The organism is uncultured Shimia sp. (genome assembly GCF_913054185.1).
GTDB lineage: Bacteria > Pseudomonadota > Alphaproteobacteria > Rhodobacterales > Rhodobacteraceae > Shimia.
Map to the genome: position 1 here is coordinate 1 of NZ_CAJXIV010000069.1, position 21,876 is coordinate 21,876.

Sequence of the window (21,876 nt, forward strand, 5' to 3'; positions counted from 1 at the left end):
TCTCGCACAATTCCATCATGGTGGGCGCGCGCGGTGTGAAAGCCCGCATGGAAACCTACGCCCACAACGATCTCGACGACCTGGAACGCCTGCTGCACACACATCGCGCAGACTATGGTCGGGTGTTGATCTGCACCGACGGGCTGTTCTCCATGGATGGCGACATCACCGATCTGCCCCGCCTTTTGGCCCTCAAAGACGCCTATGACGCCTGGCTCCTGCTGGACGAGGCGCACTCTTATGGTGTTTTGGGAGAAACCGGACGTGGATTGTGCGAGCATTTTGGCGAAGACCCAACACGGGTGGACGTCGCCATTGGCACCTTATCCAAAAGTTTTGCATCCTCTGGCGGTTTCATCGCCGCCAACGCCGATGTGATCGAATGGATGCGCTTCTGCTTGCCGGGCTTTGTCTATTCCGTGGGCCTACCCCCCGCCACAACCGCCAGTGCCCATGCCGCCTTGCGCCTATTGCGCCAGGAACCCGAACGTGTGACCAAACTGCGCGCCAACTCACAGTATTTCATGCGCAAGGCGGCTGCGGCCGGTTTAAACACTGGCACCGCCGTTGGCGAAGCCGTCGTACCCATCCTGTTTGAAACGCCGGATGACTGTGTGTTTGTGGCCGAGGCGTTGATGCAACAAGGCATCTACGCGCCCCCCGTGGTGCACGTTGGCATCCCCAAAGACATGCCACGCATCCGCTTTTTCATTTCCGCAGCCCACTCCGAGGCCGACATCGATCGGGTGATTTCTGCTGTAGCGGTGGCGCTGACCACAGCCACAGCCACCCGACAACGGCTGAGCGCGGAATAGCGGCATGACTGGGAACGCCATCAGGACCATGCCGGGCATTTGCCGGTCCCTCAACGGAGTCTGGGCCTTCGTGACATTGGCCCTCGCATGTTTGTGCCTGACCACCACTAGCGCATCAGCAAAGCCATCTCTTGCGCCTCAGTCCCTTACCAAAACATCGCACTTGCCTCATGTGAACCCGCAGTTCCGCCATCCGGCCGATCTGCATCAGCTGTTTTTCCTGCAACGCACCATCAATGCCAACACCGTGGTTTACACCGCGCATTTTGACGCGTCCGGCAATCTGGACACCGACACGCCTGTGGCTGTCTATTGGCGCCGCTTTCAGGAAAATGGGCAAGTCATGCCGCTGCGGTGGTATGAACGTGCTTTTGGCTTTGGTGTAAGGTGGCGCAAGTCCGACACGCCTAACGCTCTGCGCTTTACCTTTAATGGGTTAAAATCCCAAGAGTTGGAACTGCGCCAAACCGGGCCATTTTCTGCCGCCATATTTGCCCGGATCAACAACCGCGACTACCGCTTGATCTACGCGTATTTAGACGTGGACGAGAGCGGCCTCTTTCCCAAAGTCACGCGCCTGCGCCTCTATACAAATGACCCGCTAACCGGTCTTTATGTGACCCATACCATTGCCGTTTCCGGCGGAGCTTATACCGAATGACCAATGCCCCTGTATCTTCCCCAATCCGCACTGTCATTGTTGGTGTTGGCAATTGTGCAAGCTCGCTGATCCAAGGCGTGTCCTACTGCCGTGCCTTAGGCGACGAGGCCGTTGGGGTCAGCTTTCCAGAGCTAGCAGGCTACACGCCGGGTGACGTGGAATTGGTCGCCGGGTTTGATGTCGACAGCCGCAAAGTTGGAAAGTCGTTGGGCGAGGCAGCTTTTGCCGCCCCCAATTGCACCGAACGGTTTCACACCGATTTAACGGAGCAAACCGGACCTGTGTTACGCGGTCCAGATCTGGATGGGGTTGCGTCGCATATGTTGGCCAACCCGGCCGACCGCAGCTTCCGCCTTTCTGACGCTAACGCCCTGACAAAAGAAGAGATTGTTGCAAAGCTCAAAGAGTTGAGCGCCCAGGTGATGATCATCTTCCTGCCGGTTGGCTCGCAGCAAGCGGTGGAATTTTACGTCGAATGCGCACTGGAGGCAGGCGTGGCTGTTGTAAACGGCATTCCCGTATTCATCGCCTCCCATCCGGTCTGGGCGGAGAAATTTCGCGCGGCAGGTGTCCCGATCCTTGGGGATGACTTCAAGGCACAATTGGGCGCCACCATCCTGCACCGCACCCTTGCCAATCTGGCAGAAATGCGCGGCGTGGAAGTTGACCGCACCTATCAGCTCAACGTCGGTGGCAACACTGATTTCCTCAACATGAGCGAAAACGCCCGCCTCATAAACAAGCGCGAAAGCAAAACCGAAGCGGTGCAAGCCGCCATGGAGCAACGTCTGGACGACACCGACATCCGCATCGGCCCGTCTGACTACGTGCCGTGGCTGAAAGACCGCAAAGTGGCCTATGTGCGTCTCGAAGGCCGCTTGTTTGGCGGCGCCCGCACTAACATCGAAGTGCGCCTGGATGTAGAAGACAGCCCCAACGCCGCTGCCGAAGCTCTGGTGGCGATCCGCCTTGCCCGCATCGCCTGTGACCGCGGCCTGGCTGGCCCTATTTCTGAGGCCTGCGCTTTCCTTTTCAAGCACCCGCCAGAACAGATCGAAGACACCGACGCACATGATGTGGTGTTGCGCTTTGTCAATGAGGGCGCCTGATGCCCACGGCCTTTATCACCGGCGGCTCCAGTGGCATTGGCTTTGCGGCGGCGTGGGAGTTGGCCATCAAAGGCTACAGCCTCGCGTTGTTTGCCCGGGATGCTGGCAAACTGCTGGCTACACGCGAGGCGCTTCTTGAGGCCGCCCCCGACATAGAGGTCGAGGTGTTTGCCGTGGATGTCGCCAATCGCGATAGCTTTGTCGAGACGCTCAAGACAGCGGTCCGCAAACTTGGTGCCCCCGACATGGCCATCGCCAGCGCGGGCATTGCAGAACCAGGCCTGTTTAGAGAGCAACGGTTTGAGCTGCACCAGCGCCATATGGCTGTGAACTATTTTGGCACACTCACTTTTATCGAGGTGCTGCGCGGCCCCATGGCTGCGGCAGGGGGCGGGCGCTTTGGCCTGATTGCCTCCGGCGCAGCGTTTTTTGGCATCTATGGCTATGGCGCTTATGCGCCGTCCAAATTTGCCCTGCGCGGGTTGGCGGAGATCCTGCATCTGGAGTTGGAAAACACCAACATCTCGGTGACACTGATCTATCCGCCCGACACCGACACCCCCCAGCTTGAGGCCGAAAAACGCACCAAGCCCAGCGCGACACAGGAGATCACTGAAGGTGGTGGCCTTTGGCAGCCGGTGGATGTGGCTGGACGGCTGATCAAAGGCATGGAGGCAGGAAAGCCGGTGGTCACACCGGGTCCGCAGATGCTGCTCCTGAACGGCCTCAGCAGCCTGATTTCACCACTTCTGCGCTGGCACCAACGGCGGATCATCCGCAAACACGAGGCCAAATGACTGACCTGACTTTGGTTCAAGTGGCCGCTGCCATTGCCGCGATCTACGTCTTTGGATTTGGTATCATTGGTGTGCTGGCTTTGATGCCTGCCCGCCGCAAAGACGCTGTTGAATTCTGCAAAATCCTCGGCACAGCCACCGCCCTGATCGCGGCGTTGACGGTGCTCTTCTTGCTGGGCACCAAGGCCCTGCTGATCGCCATGCCCCTCATCACTGCACGTATCAGTTATGAGGTCGCACATGTCCGCACCGGCGAGCGCAGCACAAGCATTGCCTTTGGTCTGTCTTCCGGCATGCTGGCGCTGATGTCGATGTTGGTTTCTATCGCCCCTGTGGCCATTTTGGGTCTCTGGCTGCTCTGCTTTGCCCGTTTGATTATGATCCCCAAGGGACCAGACAGCCGTAATATGCAGGTGCTCGACATGCTGGTCTTCCCAGTGCTTCCCGCCTGCCTGCTTGCCTCCGGCACCATAAACCCAGCTCTCGCGGCTGTTCTATTGGCCACCTATCTGATGGTCGAGATCTTCGACAGTTTTGCTTTGTTCTTCGGCGCCATGTGGGGCCGCACCAAAGCCTTCCCGACCCTCAGCCCCAATAAGACCATCACAGGCTTGCTTGGCGGCGCTGCCTCGCTTGCGGCCCTCTCTCTCATAACCGCCGCCATCCTCGGCCTGCCGCTCCTACCCACCGCGCTCACCGCGCTCCTGGTCGGTGTCCTAGCCGTGGTTGGCGACCTCTCCGCCTCCCGCCACAAGCGCATCGCGGGCGTGAAAGACTACTCCCAAGTCCTACCGCGCCAAGGTGGCTTGCTCGACAGCCTCGACAGCTGGATCGCCGCCGGTGCCGGCCTCACCGCGCTGCACATCTTTGCCCAACTATGGTGAGAGGCTTGCCAGCCCCCGCTTTGACAGTGACACTCACCATATGAGCCAACACCGCCGCACCATTCACAAATTTGCGCTGCCGCTACCAAGGCTGCCAATTGTGCGCGTACTGGGCAAGCCGTTAGTCCTGCGCCTTTTGCTACTGCTCCTGGTGATCGAGGCAATCTTTCTCGCCGAAAGCTTCACCACACTCATGGAGCACGCCCTGCGCTACGGCGGCACCGCCCGCGACGTGCTGCACCTGCTCAGCTTCAAAACCCCGGAAATCCTCGACCTGGCCCTCGCCATGAGCCTGCTGATCGCCACCTATTTTGCCACCCAAGACGCCCGCAATCGTGGCGAGCTGGTGATCCTTGCCACCGCTGGCATCCATTGGGCCCGCGTGATTGCCTTTGTGCTGACGTTGGGCGTCCTCGGCGGCGCGCTCAGCTTCCTAAACGCCGGTCTCATCCTGCCGATGGCCAAATTTGGCGAACGCCTTGCGCTGGCCGAGCTGCAGAAAGATCACGTCCTGTCCCAGATCAAAAACGGCAGCTCCCAACCCACTGTGCAAACCATCCGCGACACCACGTTCATCGCCAACCCCGCTCAAGGCGCCGCCCAAACCCGCGGCCAGCTGTTTGTGTTTCAACCCAACGTGACCGGCAATTGGCGTGTGGCGCGGTCCCAGGATTGGCAGGTCACCGACCCCGCCCCGGCAGACACCCACACCATCACGCTTCAATCACTCTCGGTACTCGAAGCGCCCTACCCCAACGATCAGACCAGACCTCTCAACCGTTTCACCACCACACAGGCCAGCTTTGCCTTTCAATTGTCAGACGCCCTGCCTGCACCCGACACAACCCGCACGGCTGCCGAACGGTTGCTGGATCTCAACTCAAATGAACCAGCCCAGCTGACCCGCCTCATCACCCGTGCCCTAATGGTGCCCATGGCCGGCCTTTTGGCGCTTGCTGCATTGTTGGTGGGGGGCGCAGGTCCGTGGCGCCACGCTGCCTTACCGCTGGCCGCACTTCTGATGATGTCCTGCGACGTCGCCAGCCGCGCCCTTCTGGCAGAATGGTCTGCCGTGGTTTCCACGCCCAGCGTTCTGCTCATCGCGTCCCTCCTCTACCTCGGCCCACCACTTGCCTACCTACTCTGGCGCGGCGAAGCCTTGATGACTCCGCACCGAGGCCGGTCATGAGCTGGCGGCGCCACACAGGCCTCGCCGTGCGCGCCATGGTGCGCGGTGATCTGGCCGCCATTGGGTTTATGATGTTTGTCCTGTTGGTGGTCGCCCTGACCATCGATCTGGCCAACTGGCTCGACACTGTGCGCGCCCGCGCCGAGACAACCGACGCCAGCCTGTGGCAGGTGCTCTTTCCCTACATTGGCTATCGCAGCACAGACATCATTACCCGCCTTTTGACTATGGCCTGTGTCGCAGGGGGCTTCGTCGTGACCTTGCTGCGTCACCAACGTCTGGACGACGTGGTGCTGGCCGCAGCTGGGGCCAGCCCAAGCCTGCGCCTGACTGCCTTGATGATCACCGGGCTGTTGCTCGGAACGGTCCAAATGGCAGGTGAAAACTGGCTGCGCCCCGCAGCTGTGCGGGCACAGGTCACGGCCAACTTGGGCGACTACGGCAACCGCTACTTCGAGACGGATGTGGGCACCCAATGGATACTGACCGACACCCGCGCCATACGCGCCACCGTCACCCGCGGCGCAAATGCGCAACTCAGCAACCTGATGTTGTTTGACGGCCTTGACCAACCTGTGCTCACCCACATTCTACATGCGGAGACCGCCATCACACGTGGCCTGCATAACGTTTGGACCCTCAGAAACGTGACAATTTGGGACGTCTCCGCCAACACGCCACCAATCTTTGAGCCAAAACTCGACATAGCGCTCAATGTGTCTTTCGAAAAACTGCGCTGGTATGGCATCGACGGCTACTACCTGCCCAACGATGCCGCCCGCGCCGTTGTCGCTACTGACACATCATCGACCACGCCCACCGCACCAGACGCCGCCACCGCGCTTGCGGTGCGCAAAGTGGCGCTCTTCTTGCCCGGCATTTTTGCCTTCCTTGGGGTGAGCCTCGCCAGCCTCGGCATACGTGACCGCCGCCTTGCGCCGTTCAGACTCTTGGCCCTCGCCACCATCGGTTACCTCTCCGTGGTCTCCGTGAAAGTCTTCTGGGCGCTTGGCATTCATGGCGTGCTGCCACCCATGCTCGCCGCCACTCTGCCAGCCTTGTTTGCACTTGGCCTCGCCACGCTCTTGCAGCTCTATCAGGCCGGATACCTGCCAAGCCTCCGCCGCCCCGTGAGGAGCATCCCATGAAGATTGTGCAACTCACACCCTACGCCATGGACCGCCCTGGCGGAGTGCAAAGCAACATCCGGGATCTTGCCGCCTGGTGCCGCACCCAAGGCCACGAGGTGCGCATTGTGGCCCCACCCGGGGATCCACATCACACCGAGGACGGCCTCATGACAGTGGGCAGCTCCCGACCATGGTCAATCCATGGCACCAGTTTTGAAGTCAGCCGCGCCACTCGCGGAGAGATCAAAGCCGCCGTGACGGAGCTGCACTCTTGGGGCGCGGAGGTCATCCACATTCACACGCCATGGACCCCGCTTTTGCCGTGGCAGATGTGGCGCGCACTCAAATTGCCCAGCATCGCCACCTTCCACGCGACCCTGCCGGAGAACGCAGGCTTTGACCCAATGTCCGCCGCCCTGCGCCGCGTGGGCCACTACTTCAACCGCCGGATCAGCCGTGTGGTGGTACCCTCCACGGCGCCGTATCGCCAATGGGAGGCCGCCGGTGCCACCCCATTGCCTGCCATCCTGCCGCCCACCATTGACCTGTCAAAGTGGCGAGCAGCCGGCGAGGCCGACAAACCTTCTGAGACGTTCCGCGTTGTCTACATGGGCCGCTTGGAAGCCCGCAAAGGTGTGTCTGTCCTGCTCGACGCATGGCGCACCGTCGCCGCTGCTGTCCCTAACGCCGAATTGGTCATCGCCGGGCAAGGCGAAGAAGAAACCGCTCTGCGCGCGCAAGCGGCCAATCTGCATCGCGTGACTTTCCAACCGCCGCCCAATAATGCCGAGGCCCGCGCCCTGATTGCCTCCGCTGACATATTTGCCGCGCCAGCCCTGCACGGCGAAAGCTTTGGCCTTGTGCTGATCGAGGCCATGGCGGCTGGCACTTTGCCGGTCGCCGCCGCCAACGAAGGCTTTGCCACTGTGATGACCGGTGCGGGCGAAGACCTGCTGGTGCCCCCGGGAGACGCTGGCGCACTGTCGCGGAAACTCATCAAGCTGGCACGAGCTCCCGACAAGCGCGCTCAATTGGCCAGCTGGGCCGCCGCCCACGCCATGGAATTTGACGTGTCCACCGTTGGTCCGGAATATGTGAAATTATTCGCACAAGCCTTGGCCGCTCCAACCTAAGGTGTTCCGCCCCTTGCCAAACTTGCCGACCCCATGTCACACCAGTGACAGGGTTTTTGCCTGCGAAAGGCACTATTTTATGACGACAGAATTTTGAGGTGAGCTGAGTGACACAGGGCGATTTGGTCATATCAGCCGACTTTGGCACCTCCGGCGTGAAAGTGGGCGTTGTCGACAGCACCCTCACGGTTTTGGCCCGTGTCACCGAAAGCTATCCTCTGGTTTTAAAGACCGGCGGCATTGCCGAACAATCCCCGGAAGATTGGTGGGGGGCGCTGGCTCATGCGCTGGCCACTCTACGCCAAGAGGTGCCGGATCTGTCCAAACGCGCCGCCGCGCTGGTGTTTTCTTCACAGCTCTGTGGCGTGATCTGCGCTGACGCCAATGGCACCCCCTTGCGCCCTTGCCTGACATGGCTGGACAAACGCGCCGCCCCTCTGGGCAAAAAACTCACCGGCGGCTTTCCGGAGGTGCACGGATATAACCTGCCGCGCCTGTTGAAATGGCTGCGCTTGGCCAATGGCGCGCCTGCCAAAAATGGTATGGACCCGACCGCAAAGATGCTCTGGGTCATGCAGCAGGAACCGGAGATCTATGCCAAAACCCGCTGGATGGTGGATGTGAAAGACTGGCTGGTGCACCGCGCCACCGGCGAAATGACCACCAGCCCCGAAAGCGCCAACCTAAGCTGGGTCATGGACAGTCGCACAGGCCGCGAAGGCTGGTCCGACACGCTCTGCGCCCTCACCGGGATTGAGCGCGCCAAACTTGCGCCCATCACCCAGGCTGACAGCATCGTCGGAACGCTCACACCCCAAGCCGCCGCAGAGCTTGGCTTGGATGCGTCAGTGAAAGTTCTCGGTGGCACCTCAGATGTCATGGCCTCAGCACTGGGGTCCGGCGAAGTCGCCGACGGCGCGCTGCACATCTCCGTGGCCACTTCCGCCTGGATCGCCGGTTTTTTTCCCAACCGCCACCTCTCGGTGGCGCATTCCTACGCCACCATCACTTCGGGCTTGAACTATCGCCCCTTGCTGATCGCCAGCCAGGAAAACGCCGGCTCCGCGCTTGATTGGGTCTGCCAGCTCACCGGCAACGGCGCCAAAGACACCCGCTTTGCCGACATCGGCACGCCGCAAGATGACGATCCGTTCTTCCTGCCCTGGCTGGCTGGGGAACGTGTCCCGGTCGACAACTCTGCCCTGCGCGGAACGTTCCATGGCCTCAGCCTGCACCACGACAAAAACGCCCTGCGCCGCGCCGCCATCGAAGGGGTTGCGCTCAACCTGCGCTGGGCCATGTCCAAAGTGGTGCGCGAAAAAGGCGCCCAAACCACGGGCCCTGTTTCCATCGTTGGCGGCGTTGCCTCTGACCCGGTTTTTGCCCAAACCCTCGCCGACGCACTCAACCGCGACATCCGCGTCTGCGCGGCCCGCCACGCCGGCATGCTGGGCACCGCCACGCTCGCCGCTCCCATGATGGGCTGGGCCAACAGCGTCTGTGACGCCGCCGCCACGCTCAAGACCCGCACCTCCGCCAGCTACACGCCAAACCCCAACCGCACAGCCCAACTCGCCGCCCGCGCAGACCGGCTTGCCAAAATCCGCCGCCTTGCGATCCGCAGCTACACCTGAAGGACACCACCATGATTGATGGCCTGATGAAATCCACCATCGACCCGCTGTGGGAAGCCATGGCCACGCCCTTGGTGAAAGCCCGTCTGACGCCAAATCAAGTCACCTTCATTGGTCTGATGCTGATCATCTTAGTGTCGCTGGCCTACCTCTGGCACCAATCGCCCGCGCTTTATGGCGTCACGCTGATCGTCGCCTTTGTGTTTGACGCATTGGACGGCGCGGTGGCGCGCCGCCGCAATATGTCGACCAAAGCTGGCGGCTATTTTGACGCCATGGTCGACCGCTACCAGGAGCTTGCCGTGCTCGCCACGCTGGCCCATATGTTTGACGCCTGGCCGCTAGCGCTGGCCTGTTTCTCAGGCTCGGTGATCACATCTTACGCCAAAGCCCGCACCGCCATCGAAATGCCGGTGTCCAACACGGATTGGCCCGATTTCTTTGAGCGTCTTGAACGTATTATCTACCTCTGTGCCATGCTGCTGATCGCGGGCGCGCTTGGCGACACCGCCATCACCTGGGGCCTTGCCGGATTTGCCATTCTCACGCATGTCACCGCCCTGCAACGCGCCCACCGCGCCACACAGATGCTCCGCGCTCAGGACGCTTCCAGCGACGAATAGCGCGCCCGGCTTGCTTTCCACGCACACCACATATCCGGCGCATAACTCATCACGTAAAACAAAAACGAACTCAGCAGAAACAACTCCGTGCTGACATAGGCCAAATAGACCTCAAACCGGATCGCCTCTGGCGCATAGCCCTTGCCCAAGAACAGGCACAGGTAACCAACGCCAAGCAGGATCGGCACCCAAACGTACACCCGTCGCCATCCGGCAAACCGCGGTGACCAAACGCGCCCCGCAACCTGCCCCTCCGGCCCCAACGCGGCGTAGCTGCGGGACAACACCTCGCCAAAGACCACAACAAACGCTTGGCTGAAGAAGAACAAATAGCTGCCCGCCATGTGCTCATCGCGAAAATGCGGGAACCTGTATTGGCTTAAGATCACCAGACCAACACAGGCCAACAGTTGCAACACCACCACAATCCAGGTGAGCACAGCAATCCGCCGCGTGCCATTGCCACTGGCTCGCAGCTCCCGCAATGTTGGCAACGTCAACAGGCACACCCCGACGAACAAAACCGGCGCGCCAAGCAAAAGCCAATCAGCAAAAGGTTCGCCAATGCGCGGGTCCCCAATGGACTCGCTGATGGTATACGGCCGCTCGGCGGTTTTCTCCGGGTAGAAAGCCGTAAATTTCCACCGCGCGGAATAGATTTGCGCATTCACCAACACGGTGACAAATCCGGTTGTGATCAGGGACACCAGCATCGCCCAACCAGTGCTCAGCGCCGGACGCCATTGTGTTTCACTCATACCTTCAAACCTCTTTGCGGCGTGGCATACGCTCATCTGACACGATGCGCCCCGCCTCCATTTTGATCAAGCGATCACATTTCTCAAATTGGTGATCATCATGTGTCACCGCCAAGACAAGCCGCCCGGATGCTGACAATTCCGGCATCAACACGTCGTAAAAGAACGCCCGGTTGGCCGGGTCCTGATCGGCGGCAAACTCATCCAGCACAATGATAGGCCGCTGCTCCGCCAAAGCCACAGCCAGCGCCAAGCGGCGGCTTTGCCCGGCGGAGAGGGCGGTATTGGAGAACTTGTCACCCAACAGTTGCACCCGCTGCGCCAAGCCCAGCTGCGCGATCCGCGCCGCCAACCCAGCCAACTCCGCCTCGGTCAAACCATAGGCGTGGTCAAACAGGTGATACTGCGCAAACACCGCTGAAAACAGTTCGCGATAGCTGGCGGTTGTTGTGCCCTCAAGAACCACACCATCCAGCGTGATTTCCCCGGCCTGTGGATGCCGCATCCCTGTGATCAGCGACAACAGCGTGGTTTTGCCTGACCCATTGCCACCACAGATGAATACCGTCTCACCGGGATGAAAGCTCAGGTCAATGGGCCCCAGATGAAACGGCACCACACCGTCCCGTGCCTCCCCGACGCTGGCTTCAACACCACGCAGGACAATCTCTTCAAAACTCTCCAAAAGCGTCGGCTCCGCCGTCAGCGCCAAACTCTGCGCTGCGCTCAACTCCGCCTCAACGGCCTTGATCTTGTAAAAGCTATTCTCGGCCCGGCTCAAAACCGGCAGCGTGTTGAACACCAACTCCGTAGGCCCGTTCACCAGAAAGATGATGGTCAGCACCTGAAACATCACAATCGCGTCGCCACCCTGCATCTGCGGCAGCACGATCACCACAAAACACATCAACAGCGCCACCGCGACTTGCCCCCCGCCGGTGCTGGCTGCAAACAACCGCTCAGAGCGCATTTTATGCGCCACCTGCGCCGCAATCACATCTTTGGTTTCGGCCTCCAGCGCTTCCCGGCGGCTGGCCCTGAGCCGAAGCTCTTTCCAGCCGCTCAGCATGTCGCTGACACGGTCACAATAGGCGGCAAAACTATCGGACGCCTTCAAGGCCCAGACCCGCGCGGGCCCGTCCATCAGGGCAAAGCCAATCCCGCCAAGTGCAATGGCCGCCACCGCAGCGACGCCGGCAATCCAACTCACAAAAAACAGATAGGGAATGGCAAACAGCAGCACAATCGCCGCGCCAATCGCCTCCACCAGATGGATCACCGCCTGCGCCAGCTGGTTCACCTCGGCTGTCATCGCGCCGTAAACTTTGCCGTGCCGCCCGGAGATCAGGAAATCGATGTTGGCTCGCAAAAGCTGCTTGGAAAGCCGATGGCGCATCTGCGCCTCGATGCGGGTGATCAAAGTAAAGGCCCGCACCTTTTGAAAATATGCTGAGACCACCATTCCGGCGGCGCAAATCAGCAAAAGCCAGACTGACCAGCCAAGCCCCTCGGAGTGACTGCGCGCGGTTTCATTGATGGCAAAAATCATGCCCGCGCGACTGAGGCCGGAGATCAGGGTGAGCCAAACAATCGGGTCGCGTAGGCCCATTCCTGCATCCAGCAAAAACCGCGCAACTTCGGTCCGCTGACGCAACACGGCAGAAAATCCCGACTTCGGTGCGCTGTCCGTTATGTCCACGTCTGAATTCATATCAACAAAATTTGGCCTTCACGCCCTGTGTTAACGGGTTTTGCCCGCAAAACCGCCACCACCGCAATACAGTCGCGATACTGACGCAATACCGACGTTGCAAATTTGGACCGGTTTTTGGGGTTCTTGGGGTAAGTCTCAGGCCGACGTGACCGGGAACCAGACCCGAAATTCGGTGCCTTGCCCAACCACGCTGTCCGCCTCAATCTCCCCGTCGTATCGCTCCACCAGCTTGCGGGTGATCGACAGGCCCAACCCGGTGCCTTCACCTTGTTTTGTTGTGAAAAACGGATCAAAAATTCGGGTCAAAAGCTCCGGCTTCATGCCCACACCGGTGTCTTTCACAAAGAGCAAAACGCCAGCTTTCCCATCTCTCTCTTCATCCAACGCCCCCACATTTAGGGCGCCGCCCTCTGGCATCGCATGGATTGCATTGACCATCAGATTGATCAGGATTTGTTGCAGCTCCGTTCGGTTGATTGAGATTGCCTTAAGACTGTCCAACTCCAAGGACAGGTCAATGTGCCCTTTGCTCAGAAGGTGCTGCACCAGGGGCAAAGTGTCGCTGATAATATCTGCCGGGCGGTGCTCCTCACTGCCTTCTGCATACTCATCCGGGCGGGTGAACTGCAACAGCTTGTTCACAATTAGAAAAATGGAGTGAGTCTGCTCATCAATCAGCCGCAACTCGGTGCTGATTTGATCCGCATCATCGCCCAATTGCACGCGCACCACATCCAAATTGCCCTGAATCACCTGCACCGGATTGTTGATCTCATGCGCAATCCCGGCCGCAATCTCACCCACTGCGGCCAATTTCTCCGAAACGACCAATTGCTTGGAGGTCGCCTCAAGGCGGCGATTGGCCTCTTCCAAATCCCGCGTCCGCGCCACCACCCGCCGCGTAAGTTCCCGATCTCGCTCCTGAATTTGCTCCAGCAGGTTGTCCATCTGCGCCGCAACACGGCCGATTTCCCCGCCATCCTCAACCCGCGTCCGCGCGTTCAAATCACCTTCTTCAACCCGCCCAATGGTGCGCACCATGCGTTCAAGAGGGGCAAAAATCTGACGCGCCCACCGCAAGAAAATTGGCACTGAAATCAATATGATAACCACAAAAGCAGCGGCAAAATTCAGGATGGTTGAAAACTTCGCATCGCGAAACGGTTGGTCCAGAAAGCCAACATAAAGCATGCCGACCCGCTCACCAAAGCTGTCCAAGATCGGCTCATAGGCCGAGATATACCAGTCATTCACCACAAATGCCCGGTCGAGCCAGATTTCACCACGCTCCAAGACCGTTTCATAGACCGCTTCTGACACCCTTGTGCCCAACGCGCGCTCGTCTTGAAACAGGCGCACATTGGTGGAAACCCTTACATCCTCTAAGAAAAGTGTGGCTGTGCCTTGGCTGCCCTCGGTCAAACTGGCGGTCGGGTAAACCAGATCGTTGATGGTATCGATGAACGTCAGGTTGCGGTTCAGCAACACGCCGCCCACCAGCGCCCCGTTGCGCCCACTGCCAACCACCGGGGTGGCGGCGTGCACCACCATGCCACGGGTTTCTTCAGTGCGATCAGTTGGCACCGCAGCTTGCGTCGGCACCAGATTGATCCGCGCCTTTTCTGCAAGATTGTCAGAGACTTGGCCGAGATCAAACTTGCTAAAGATGTCAATGTGCGCGGAGCCTGTGCCCGCAAGCGCTTGTGACACAACCGGCCATTTGGTCAGCCCCATGTCATCGGCAAACCGGGGCGAAGACCACACTGCCCCATCCGCATTTATGTAGTACAGAAAGTCGAGCCCCATCTCGGACTTTTTGACATCCAACAGGGTCAGGACGGCATTGCGATCTTGCGACACCACGCGATCCACAAACGCCGAGCTTTCCGCCAACGCCTGCATGCGCAGATCACTGTTTTCCAACAGTTGACTGAGGTACTGCTGCGCAATGGTCAGCTCGCCATTTACTTTTGCAATCAATAGGTTGTCAAATCGCGACGACCAATTGACCGCCGTTACGATGAAAAACATCGGCATAATCACGAGGGTGGGCAGCAGCGCGATGGACAAAAGGCGCATCCGCACTGACGCACCGCGGCGCCGGTGTGGCGCTTTAGTTGGGGTGGGTTGAGACTCAGGCGTCTCAGTCATTCCACATCGCACATTTTCGGTCGATGGTTTTGCGCGAAATGCCCAAACGCCGGGCCGCCTCCGCGCGGTTGCCGTCGCAGGCGTCCAACACAGTCAAAATGTGCCGCCGTTCCACAGCTGCCAGACTGTCCACCGCTTCGACTTCTTCGTCAGATCCGCCAACCGCAAATTCCGACGCCCACTCGCCAACAATCAACGACCGCTCAATAAGGTTGCGCAATTCCCGCACGTTACCGGGCCAATCGTACCGCGCCATGTTCAGCAGAACACCTTCAGACAAGGTCAGCGGCGGCACACCCAACGACTTGGAAATTTGCTGAATGAACATCAACGCCAGCTCTTTCAAATCCCCATTGCGCGTGCGCAGCGACGGCATTTGAATGTTGAGCACATTGATCCGGTGAAACAGGTCTTCGCGCAATCGGCCGTCCTGCACAGCCGCTTCCATGTCGGCGTTGGTGGCAAACAGGAATCGCAAATCGAGGGGCACCTCACGAGACGATCCCACAGGGCGAATTTTGCGCTGCTCGATCACCCGTAGTAAGGCCGCCTGCACCGGCAATGGCAGTTCGACAATCTCGTCAAGATAAAGCGTGCCGCCATTGGCATTCATAAACACCCCGTCATGCCGCACTGTGCGCCCACCTGCATCCTGGCGGATATGACCAAACAATTCGTGTTCGATCATGTCACCGGCGATTGTGGCACAATTGATGGGCACAAAAGGCTTTTCCGCGCGTGGCGACATGAGGTGTATGGCCCGTGCCGCGACTTCTTTGCCAGTGCCAGTGTCCCCTGTCAGTAGAACCGGTGTCGGCAAAGGCGCTGCCCGCGCCATGGTGGCCCGGATGATTTCAATCTCTGGTGAACTGCCAAGCAATCGCGCGCGCACCTGCTCGTTGCCGGAGGCCAGCTCATATTTGAGCAGGTAGTTTTCCCGCCGCAGATTCACCCGATCCACACAGCGCGCCACGGCGTTGAGGATCTGGTTGGATCGGAACGGTTTGAGCACAAAATCCACCGCGCCTGCCCGCATGGCCTCAATGGCCGTGTCCATATCGGCAAAAGCGGTGATCAGAATGGTGTCGGCAAAGAACCCCAACTTGCGCTGTTCAACCAGCCATTTCAGACCGGTTGTGCCCGGCATGACATTGTCCAAAATCACAATGTCAAAGTGGTTCGCATCCAACAGGCGGCTCGCCACATCGGTGTTGGCCGCTTGTTCCACCCGTGCGACCACCGGTTCGAGAATTTTCACAATAAAATTGCGAATGCCGGGCTCATCATCGACCACAAGGACTGAAGCTGCAGAAAGCCCCATGCCAAATTCGGAAGACGCACGGTCTTTGCTCCGGGATTGTGTGTGTGGTCGTTCAAGTTGGTTCATTGTTTAGTCCAGTCGCACCGAGGGTCCAGTGCCCGCCTCAGTAGTTGAAAAGCCCAGGGTGTGCAGCCCGTAATAGGCCACAACAGAAATCCCTGCGACGGTTACACAGGCTAGCAAAAAAGTTTTCATCTCAGTCGTCCTTGATGTCGCTGTAAGTCCGCAGAAACTCGATGAGATCTGCACGATCCTCTGCGCGGGCAATGCGCTGAACTGGCATTTTTGTACCCGCAATATACACGTCTGGTCCCAAATCAAAAAGCGCATCGATGGTGTGCGCCGACCAGACAATGTCTGATGTCTGTAAGGTGTCGGAATAGCTGTAGTCGGCCACAGCCCCTGCGCGGCGCCCAAATACGTTTTTAAGAGTTGGTCCAGCCCGACGTGCGCTGTCTCCGGTCAACGTGTGGCAAATGGAGCATTTGCGTTGAAACTGGCGTTCGCCGTTGGAGGCGCTGTCGTCCCCATTTAAGAAGGCGCGGTCATGGGCAACCATGCGCGGCATGTCGTCGGGATCAGCCATTGGCCAACTGAACATCGCGTCGTCCAAGCCAGCGGCGTGGATATTGCCGCCATCCACCGAAAACGCCAACGCCCAAATCGGCCCGCGATGGGTGGCACGAAAATCGTTGGTGATGGACCAATCCTCCGTGCTCAGTAGAAGAATAAAACCTTCGCCATCCCCGACCGCGAGGTGCTGGTTCTTCGAATCTATCGCCATTGCAAGAATGGGACGCCGCTCCAGGGTCACGTCTTTGATCAACTTTGCTGTGGTTGCGTCGACAATCTTTGTCACCCCATCCACGGCGCCATACGCCAACCACCCTGCCTGTTCGTTTAAAACCAGAGTGTTGACGCCAAACCCATTGGACAACAACAACTGATGCAGGTCGCCGGCGGCAACATCATAGATGCGGACCTTCCCGTCGGACGCGCCGGTATAAAGCAGCACGCCATCTTCCGAAAACGCAACATCGTTGACGTTTGCACCAACCTCAATGAAATGTGGTGCGCCGCCTTTCAAAGGCCAGAGACCAACAGTTCCATCCCAGCTCGCAGACGCAACCATTTGCCGATCCTTGGACACCCGAACAGACATCACTTTGCCATTGTGCCGCCCGAGCTCTTTGGATGTCCCTGCAGTCAAATCCCAAAGGAGGACCGCAAAGTCATCTCCGCCGGACACCGCGTGATTGTCGTCCACAAAGGCCACGGTGTTCACCGCCGCTTCGTGCCCCTCCAACCAAATGGGAGCGCGCTCTGCCCAAAGTCCCACCGCGTTGTCAAAACTGGCGGTCAAAATGCGCTGCCCGTTCGGCGACACGGCTATCCCTTTGATGGGACCACCATGGCCTTCAAGCGTGAAGAATTCTCCCGCCAGCAAAACCGCTGGCCACAACAAGAGTACCAGAAGAGGTGCCCAAACCCGCATGGCTCATTCCGCAGGTGTGGCTTGGTCTGAGGTGGCTTCTTTGGCCTTCGCCATTTCTTCGTCGTACCAGATGGAATGGTGCTCCTTGGCCCATTGTTCATCCACCTCACCGGTTGCCATGGTCTCGATCGCCCCTTCCATGCCCACGCTGCCGAGGTAGATGTGTGCGATGATGATGCCGATGAACAAGAATGCGACGATGCCGTGCCACAGCTGTGACAGCTGCATTTCTTCATAAGGGCTCAAGACTTCAGGAAGCGGCGCTCCCATGATCAGGTTTGGCAGGCCGGTCATGTTGACGATCTGGAAAGTCTTGGCAAACACCGACACTTCAAATGGGAACAACAGCGCCACACCTGACAGGGAGATCGAGAAGCCCAGAATGATCACAGACCAGAAAATGATTTTCTGACCGGCATTAAACTTCTTTGCGGGCGGGTGAACGCCTTTGGAAAAAAGACCACCAGCCTTGGCCATCCACTGAATGTCACCACGGTCCGGGATGTTGTGTTTGACCCACAGGATAAACACGAACACCAGGCTGATCATGAAGGCCCAGGAGATGTTGTTGTGTACCCATTTGCCAGCCTCAGCGATGTCGGCATAAACCCCGTGCCCCATCCAGGGGATCAAGAATTTTCGCCCGGCAATCAGGTAGAGCCCGCTCAATCCAAGCAGGATAAAACTCACCCCCATGACCCAGTGGCTAAACCGCTCAAAGGCGTCAAATCGGATGATCATGCGACCGGTTTTAGGGCCGTCGATCAAAATCTTTCCGCGATACAGGTAGAAGGCCAGGATCGCCGCCGTCATCACGCCAAGGAAAATCAGGCCGTAACGCAGCAGCGGACCTTCGCGGAACGACAGCCATTTCATGCCGGAATCTTGAATCAGCAATCCGGACGTAGGACCGCGGGCCGCAGTTGTTGTATCGGCGCTGCCATAACGCAGCGCGCGGAAAACTTCCGCATCGGAGGCACCACCACGGGTGCCAAGCTGCCCAATCAACGCCTCAACGTTGCCTTGGCCGGTTGCGTCACGACGAAAGCTGTCATCCAGCGTCTCGCCTCGCTGACGGGCCATAATGTCTTCCAGCGTCTGGGCGCCACCTGTCGCATCGCGATCGGGCGCCTCTTGAGCGAAACTTGGCAAGGCCAACATAAAACTTAGTGCAATCCAGAGAAGCGCGCGCATCACATCCTCGATACTTGAATAGGTCATTAGCGGACCTTTCCTTCATGGAAAGCCGCCGCATCTCATGTGAGATATTTGAATGGTGTGTGTTGGCGGCGCAGAACTCTGCGCCGCCAACAGTAGAAAGCTTGGCCTTAGCCGCCTTTCTGTTCGTAGGCTGTACCCCAGCCCCAAGCGCCGGACCCAAAGCCGCGCGCCACAACACGCTCACGGTAGATGGCGGACACGACGTCCCCGTCTCCCGCCAGCAGCGCTTTGGTGGAGCACATCTCAGCGCAGAGAGGCAGCTTGCCTTCTGCAATCCGGTTGCGACCGTATTTGGAGAACTCCGCATTGGAATGGTTCTCTTCGGGGCCACCTGCGCAGAAGGTACATTTGTCCATCTTGCCACGGCTGCCAAAGTTGCCTGCCTGAGGATACTGCGGCGCGCCAAACGGACACGCATAGAAACAGTAACCACAGCCAATGCAGAGGTCTTTGGAGTGGAGGACAACACCTTCTTCGGTCTGGTAGAAGCAATCCACCGGACACACGGCCATACACGGCGCGTCTGAACAGTGCATACATGCCACCGAGATCGAACGTTCACCCGGGTTGCCGTCGTTGATGGTTACAACACGACGCCGGTTGATGCCCCAAGGCACCTCGTGCTCGTTCTTACAGGCCGTGACGCAGGCGTTACATTCAATGCAGCGTTCCGCGTCGCAGAGAAACTTACTTCGTGCCATTTCTCTTTCTCCTTATGCTGCCCAGATTTTGCAGAGAGTACACTTAGTCTCCTGCATCTGGGTCACGCTGTCATAGCCATAGGTCTGCGCCGTGTTGGCGCTTTCACCCAACACATATGGATCGGCACCGGCGGGGTATTTGCTCCGCAAGTCCTCTCCTTCGAAGTGGCCACCAAAGTGGAACGGCATGAACACCACACCTTCGCCGACTCGGTTGGTCACCATGGCCATCACTTTGACCTTGGCACCTTCCGCACCCTCGACCCAAACCTGCGCACGATCCCGCACACCAAGATTGTTCGCATCACGCGGATTGATCTCGACAAACATGTCTTGCTGCAGTTCAGCCAGCCACGGGTTGGAGCGGGTTTCTTCACCGCCACCTTCGTATTCCACCAAACGCCCAGAGGTCAGAACCAGCGGATAGTCTTTGCTGAAGTCGTTCTTCTGGATGGAGGCATACATGGTTGGCAGGCGATAGAACTTCCGGTCCTCATAGGTCGGATAGTCTTCGACCAGATCACGCCGCGACGTATAGAGCGGTTCGCGGTGCACAGGCACTGGGTCTGGGAAGGTCCACACAACGGCACGGGCCTTAGCGTTCCCAAAGGGCGCACACTCGTGTTTGATCGCAACCCGCTGGATACCGCCCGACAGGTCGGTTTTCCAGTTGGTCTTTGGACCAGCCACAGCCTCAATAGAGGCACGCTCTTCATCCGTCAGATCACCATCCCAACCAAGGTCCATCAGCATTTGCATGGTGAACTCGGGATAACCGTCCTGAATTTCGGAATCGAGGCTTGCGACACCTTCAGCCAAGAGGTTCTGACCATCACGTTCCACACCAAAGCGGGCGCGGAAGGTCAAACCACCCTCAGAGACACGTTTGGACATGTCGTAGAGGTTTGGCGTGCCTGGATGGTTCATCTCAGCGGTGCCCCAACATGGCCATGGCAGACCGTAGTAGTCGCCATCTGCAGGCCCACCGTTGGCGCGCAATGTGGTGCGGTCAAAGGTATGCTGGTTTGCCATGTGCTTCTTAAGGCGCTCCGGCGTTTGACCCGTGTAGCCAATTGTCCACAGACCCTTATTGAACTCGCGTGTAACGCTTTCAATGTTGGGTGTGTTTTCGTCTTCCATCTCGATGTTGCGGAAGAAACGATCAGCCCAGCCAAACTTGTTGGCAAACAGGCCCATGATCTCGTGGTCCGGCTTGCTCTCAAAGAGCGGTGCCACAATCTGATCACGCCACTGGAACGACCGGTTGGACGCGGTCACAGACCCGCGGGTCTCAAACTGCGTACAGGCTGGCAACAGGTAGACACCATCGGTACGGTCATGAAGTACAGCGGAAACGGTGGGATACGGGTCAACCACGACCAGCATGTCCAGCTTTTCCATTGCCGTTTTCATTTCCTTGCCGCGCGTCTGAGAGTTGGGCGCATGCCCCCAAAGCACCATGGCTCGAACTTTGTCCGGGTTGTCCATGTTGTCAGGGTCTTCAAGCACACCATCGATCCAGCGTGACACGGGGATACCGGTCAGGTTCTGGAGCGACTTCTCTTTGCCGTCAGCAGCGGTGGTTTTGGCAAACTGATTGCCCAGCCACTCACCATCTTCTTCCCAGACACGGGCCCAATGCGCCCAAGCGCCTTTGGACAGGCCGTAGTAGCCCGGCAAAGTGTGAGACAGAACACCAAGGTCGGTTGCGCCCTGTACGTTGTCGTGGCCACGGAAGATGTTTGTGCCACCACCTGAGGTGCCCATGTTGCCAAGAGCCAACTGCAGAATGCAATATGCACGGGTGTTGTTGTTGCCGGTCGAGTGCTGTGTGCCACCCATACACCAAATCACGGTGCCTGGACGGTTGTTGACCAACGTACGGGCCACGCGGCGCAGCTGCTCAGCAGGCGCGCCGGTCACACGTTCAACTTCTTCCGGGTTCCAATTGCGCACTTCTTCACGGATCTGGTCCATGCCCCAAACGCGGGTGCGGATGAACTCTTTGTCTTCCCAACCGTTTTCGAAGATATGCCACAAGATGCCCCAAACCAGCGCCACATCGGTGCCGGGACGGAAACGCACATACTCATCCGCATGCGCAGCCGTCCGCGTAAAGCGGGGGTCACACACAATCACTGGCGCGTTGTTGCGCTCTTTTGCGCGCAGCAGGTGCAACAGGGAAACCGGGTGGGCTTCGGCCGGGTTGCCGCCAATGATGAAGATGGCTTTGGAATTGTGGATGTCGTTGTAGGAGTTGGTCATGGCGCCGTAGCCCCATGTGTTCGCAACACCCGCAACAGTGGTGGAGTGACAGATACGTGCCTGGTGATCCACGTTGTTGGTGCCCCAATAGGCAGCAAACTTGCGGAACAGATACGCCTGTTCGTTGTTGCTCTTGGCTGAACCCAGCCAATACACGCTGTCAGGGCCGCTTTCTTCGCGGATCTTCATCATGCCGTCGCCGATCTCGTCGATCGCCTGTTCCCAGCTGATGCGCTTCCACTCACCACCCTCTTTTTTCATCGGGTACTTCAGGC

General features: G+C 58.7%; 19 protein-coding genes. 10 read left to right on the forward strand and 9 right to left on the reverse strand.

Annotation, left to right across the window (positions count from 1 at the left end; translation table 11 throughout):
- The 10 genes from QZ517_RS13925 to QZ517_RS13970 all read left to right on the forward strand — a co-directional run.
- On the forward strand, nucleotides 1–815 hold an 815-nt coding region (locus tag QZ517_RS13925), incomplete at its 5' end, for an aminotransferase class I/II-fold pyridoxal phosphate-dependent enzyme (RefSeq protein ID WP_294227918.1).
- Between the two features lie 172 nt (nucleotides 816–987).
- Nucleotides 988–1,476: a DUF4833 domain-containing protein gene (locus QZ517_RS13930; RefSeq protein ID WP_294227955.1), complete on the forward strand. Its 489-nt coding sequence runs from the start codon at nucleotides 988–990 to the stop codon at nucleotides 1,474–1,476.
- Nucleotides 1,473–2,585, forward strand: a complete 1,113-nt coding sequence (locus QZ517_RS13935; RefSeq protein WP_294227920.1) for an inositol-3-phosphate synthase — start codon at nucleotides 1,473–1,475, stop codon at nucleotides 2,583–2,585. Before QZ517_RS13930 ends, QZ517_RS13935 begins: the two co-directional genes overlap by 4 nt.
- A complete protein-coding gene (locus QZ517_RS13940) occupies nucleotides 2,585–3,382 on the forward strand; it encodes an SDR family oxidoreductase (protein WP_294227922.1) in 798 nt (265 codons plus the stop codon). Before QZ517_RS13935 ends, QZ517_RS13940 begins: the two co-directional genes overlap by 1 nt.
- Nucleotides 3,379–4,266 carry a phosphatidate cytidylyltransferase gene (locus QZ517_RS13945; protein ID WP_294227924.1) on the forward strand — a complete coding sequence of 296 codons (888 nt, stop codon included), beginning with the start codon at nucleotides 3,379–3,381 and terminating at the stop codon, nucleotides 4,264–4,266. The genes QZ517_RS13940 and QZ517_RS13945 overlap by 4 nt, the downstream gene beginning before the upstream one ends.
- A 40-nt stretch (nucleotides 4,267–4,306) precedes the next feature.
- On the forward strand, nucleotides 4,307–5,455 hold the full coding sequence (locus QZ517_RS13950; protein ID WP_294227926.1) for an LptF/LptG family permease: 1,149 nt from the start codon (nucleotides 4,307–4,309) through the stop codon (nucleotides 5,453–5,455).
- Nucleotides 5,452–6,603 carry an LptF/LptG family permease gene (locus tag QZ517_RS13955; protein ID WP_294227928.1) on the forward strand — a complete coding sequence of 384 codons (1,152 nt, stop codon included), beginning with the start codon at nucleotides 5,452–5,454 and terminating at the stop codon, nucleotides 6,601–6,603. The genes QZ517_RS13950 and QZ517_RS13955 overlap by 4 nt, the downstream gene beginning before the upstream one ends.
- Nucleotides 6,600–7,718, forward strand: coding sequence for a glycosyltransferase family 4 protein (locus tag QZ517_RS13960; RefSeq protein WP_294227930.1), 1,119 nt, complete (start codon nucleotides 6,600–6,602; stop codon nucleotides 7,716–7,718). The genes QZ517_RS13955 and QZ517_RS13960 overlap by 4 nt, the downstream gene beginning before the upstream one ends.
- A gap of 107 nt (nucleotides 7,719–7,825) precedes the next feature.
- Nucleotides 7,826–9,352 carry an FGGY family carbohydrate kinase gene (locus QZ517_RS13965; protein ID WP_294227932.1) on the forward strand — a complete coding sequence of 509 codons (1,527 nt, stop codon included), beginning with the start codon at nucleotides 7,826–7,828 and terminating at the stop codon, nucleotides 9,350–9,352.
- An 11-nt stretch (nucleotides 9,353–9,363) separates the two neighbouring features.
- The gene (locus QZ517_RS13970; RefSeq protein WP_294227935.1) at nucleotides 9,364–9,975 is read left to right on the forward strand and encodes a CDP-alcohol phosphatidyltransferase family protein; all 612 of its coding nucleotides are present in this window, start codon (nucleotides 9,364–9,366) and stop codon (nucleotides 9,973–9,975) included.
- On the opposite strand, the gene QZ517_RS13975 is transcribed toward QZ517_RS13970, so the two are convergent.
- The 9 genes from QZ517_RS13975 to QZ517_RS14015 form a co-directional block, all read right to left on the reverse strand.
- Nucleotides 9,951–10,733, reverse strand: coding sequence for a hypothetical protein (locus QZ517_RS13975; protein ID WP_294227938.1), 783 nt, complete (start codon nucleotides 10,731–10,733; stop codon nucleotides 9,951–9,953). The genes QZ517_RS13970 and QZ517_RS13975 overlap by 25 nt on opposite strands.
- 4 nt (nucleotides 10,734–10,737) lie before the next feature.
- A complete protein-coding gene (locus QZ517_RS13980; RefSeq protein ID WP_294227940.1) occupies nucleotides 10,738–12,444 on the reverse strand; it encodes a cyclic peptide export ABC transporter in 1,707 nt (568 codons plus the stop codon).
- 138 nt (nucleotides 12,445–12,582) lie between these two features.
- Nucleotides 12,583–14,526: a HAMP domain-containing sensor histidine kinase gene (locus tag QZ517_RS13985; protein WP_294227942.1), complete on the reverse strand. Its 1,944-nt coding sequence runs from the start codon at nucleotides 14,524–14,526 to the stop codon at nucleotides 12,583–12,585.
- A 64-nt stretch (nucleotides 14,527–14,590) separates the two neighbouring features.
- Nucleotides 14,591–15,985, reverse strand: a complete 1,395-nt coding sequence (locus QZ517_RS13990; RefSeq protein ID WP_294227944.1) for a sigma-54 dependent transcriptional regulator — start codon at nucleotides 15,983–15,985, stop codon at nucleotides 14,591–14,593.
- 3 nt (nucleotides 15,986–15,988) lie between these two features.
- Nucleotides 15,989–16,114 (reverse strand): hypothetical protein, encoded by a 126-nt coding sequence (locus QZ517_RS13995; RefSeq protein ID WP_294227946.1) that lies wholly within the window; start codon nucleotides 16,112–16,114, stop codon nucleotides 15,989–15,991.
- A 1-nt stretch (nucleotide 16,115) separates the two neighbouring features.
- Entirely contained in the window at nucleotides 16,116–17,414 is a 1,299-nt protein-coding gene (locus QZ517_RS14000; protein ID WP_294227948.1) for a c-type cytochrome, read from the reverse strand.
- A gap of 3 nt (nucleotides 17,415–17,417) precedes the next feature.
- Nucleotides 17,418–18,635 carry a formate dehydrogenase subunit gamma gene (locus tag QZ517_RS14005; protein WP_294227950.1) on the reverse strand — a complete coding sequence of 406 codons (1,218 nt, stop codon included), beginning with the start codon at nucleotides 18,633–18,635 and terminating at the stop codon, nucleotides 17,418–17,420.
- Between the two features lie 107 nt (nucleotides 18,636–18,742).
- Nucleotides 18,743–19,336, reverse strand: coding sequence for a formate dehydrogenase FDH3 subunit beta (fdh3B, locus tag QZ517_RS14010; RefSeq protein WP_294227951.1), 594 nt, complete (start codon nucleotides 19,334–19,336; stop codon nucleotides 18,743–18,745).
- 12 nt (nucleotides 19,337–19,348) lie between these two features.
- A partial coding sequence (locus tag QZ517_RS14015) for a formate dehydrogenase subunit alpha (protein ID WP_294227953.1) occupies nucleotides 19,349–21,876 on the reverse strand: 2,528 nt, incomplete at its 5' end.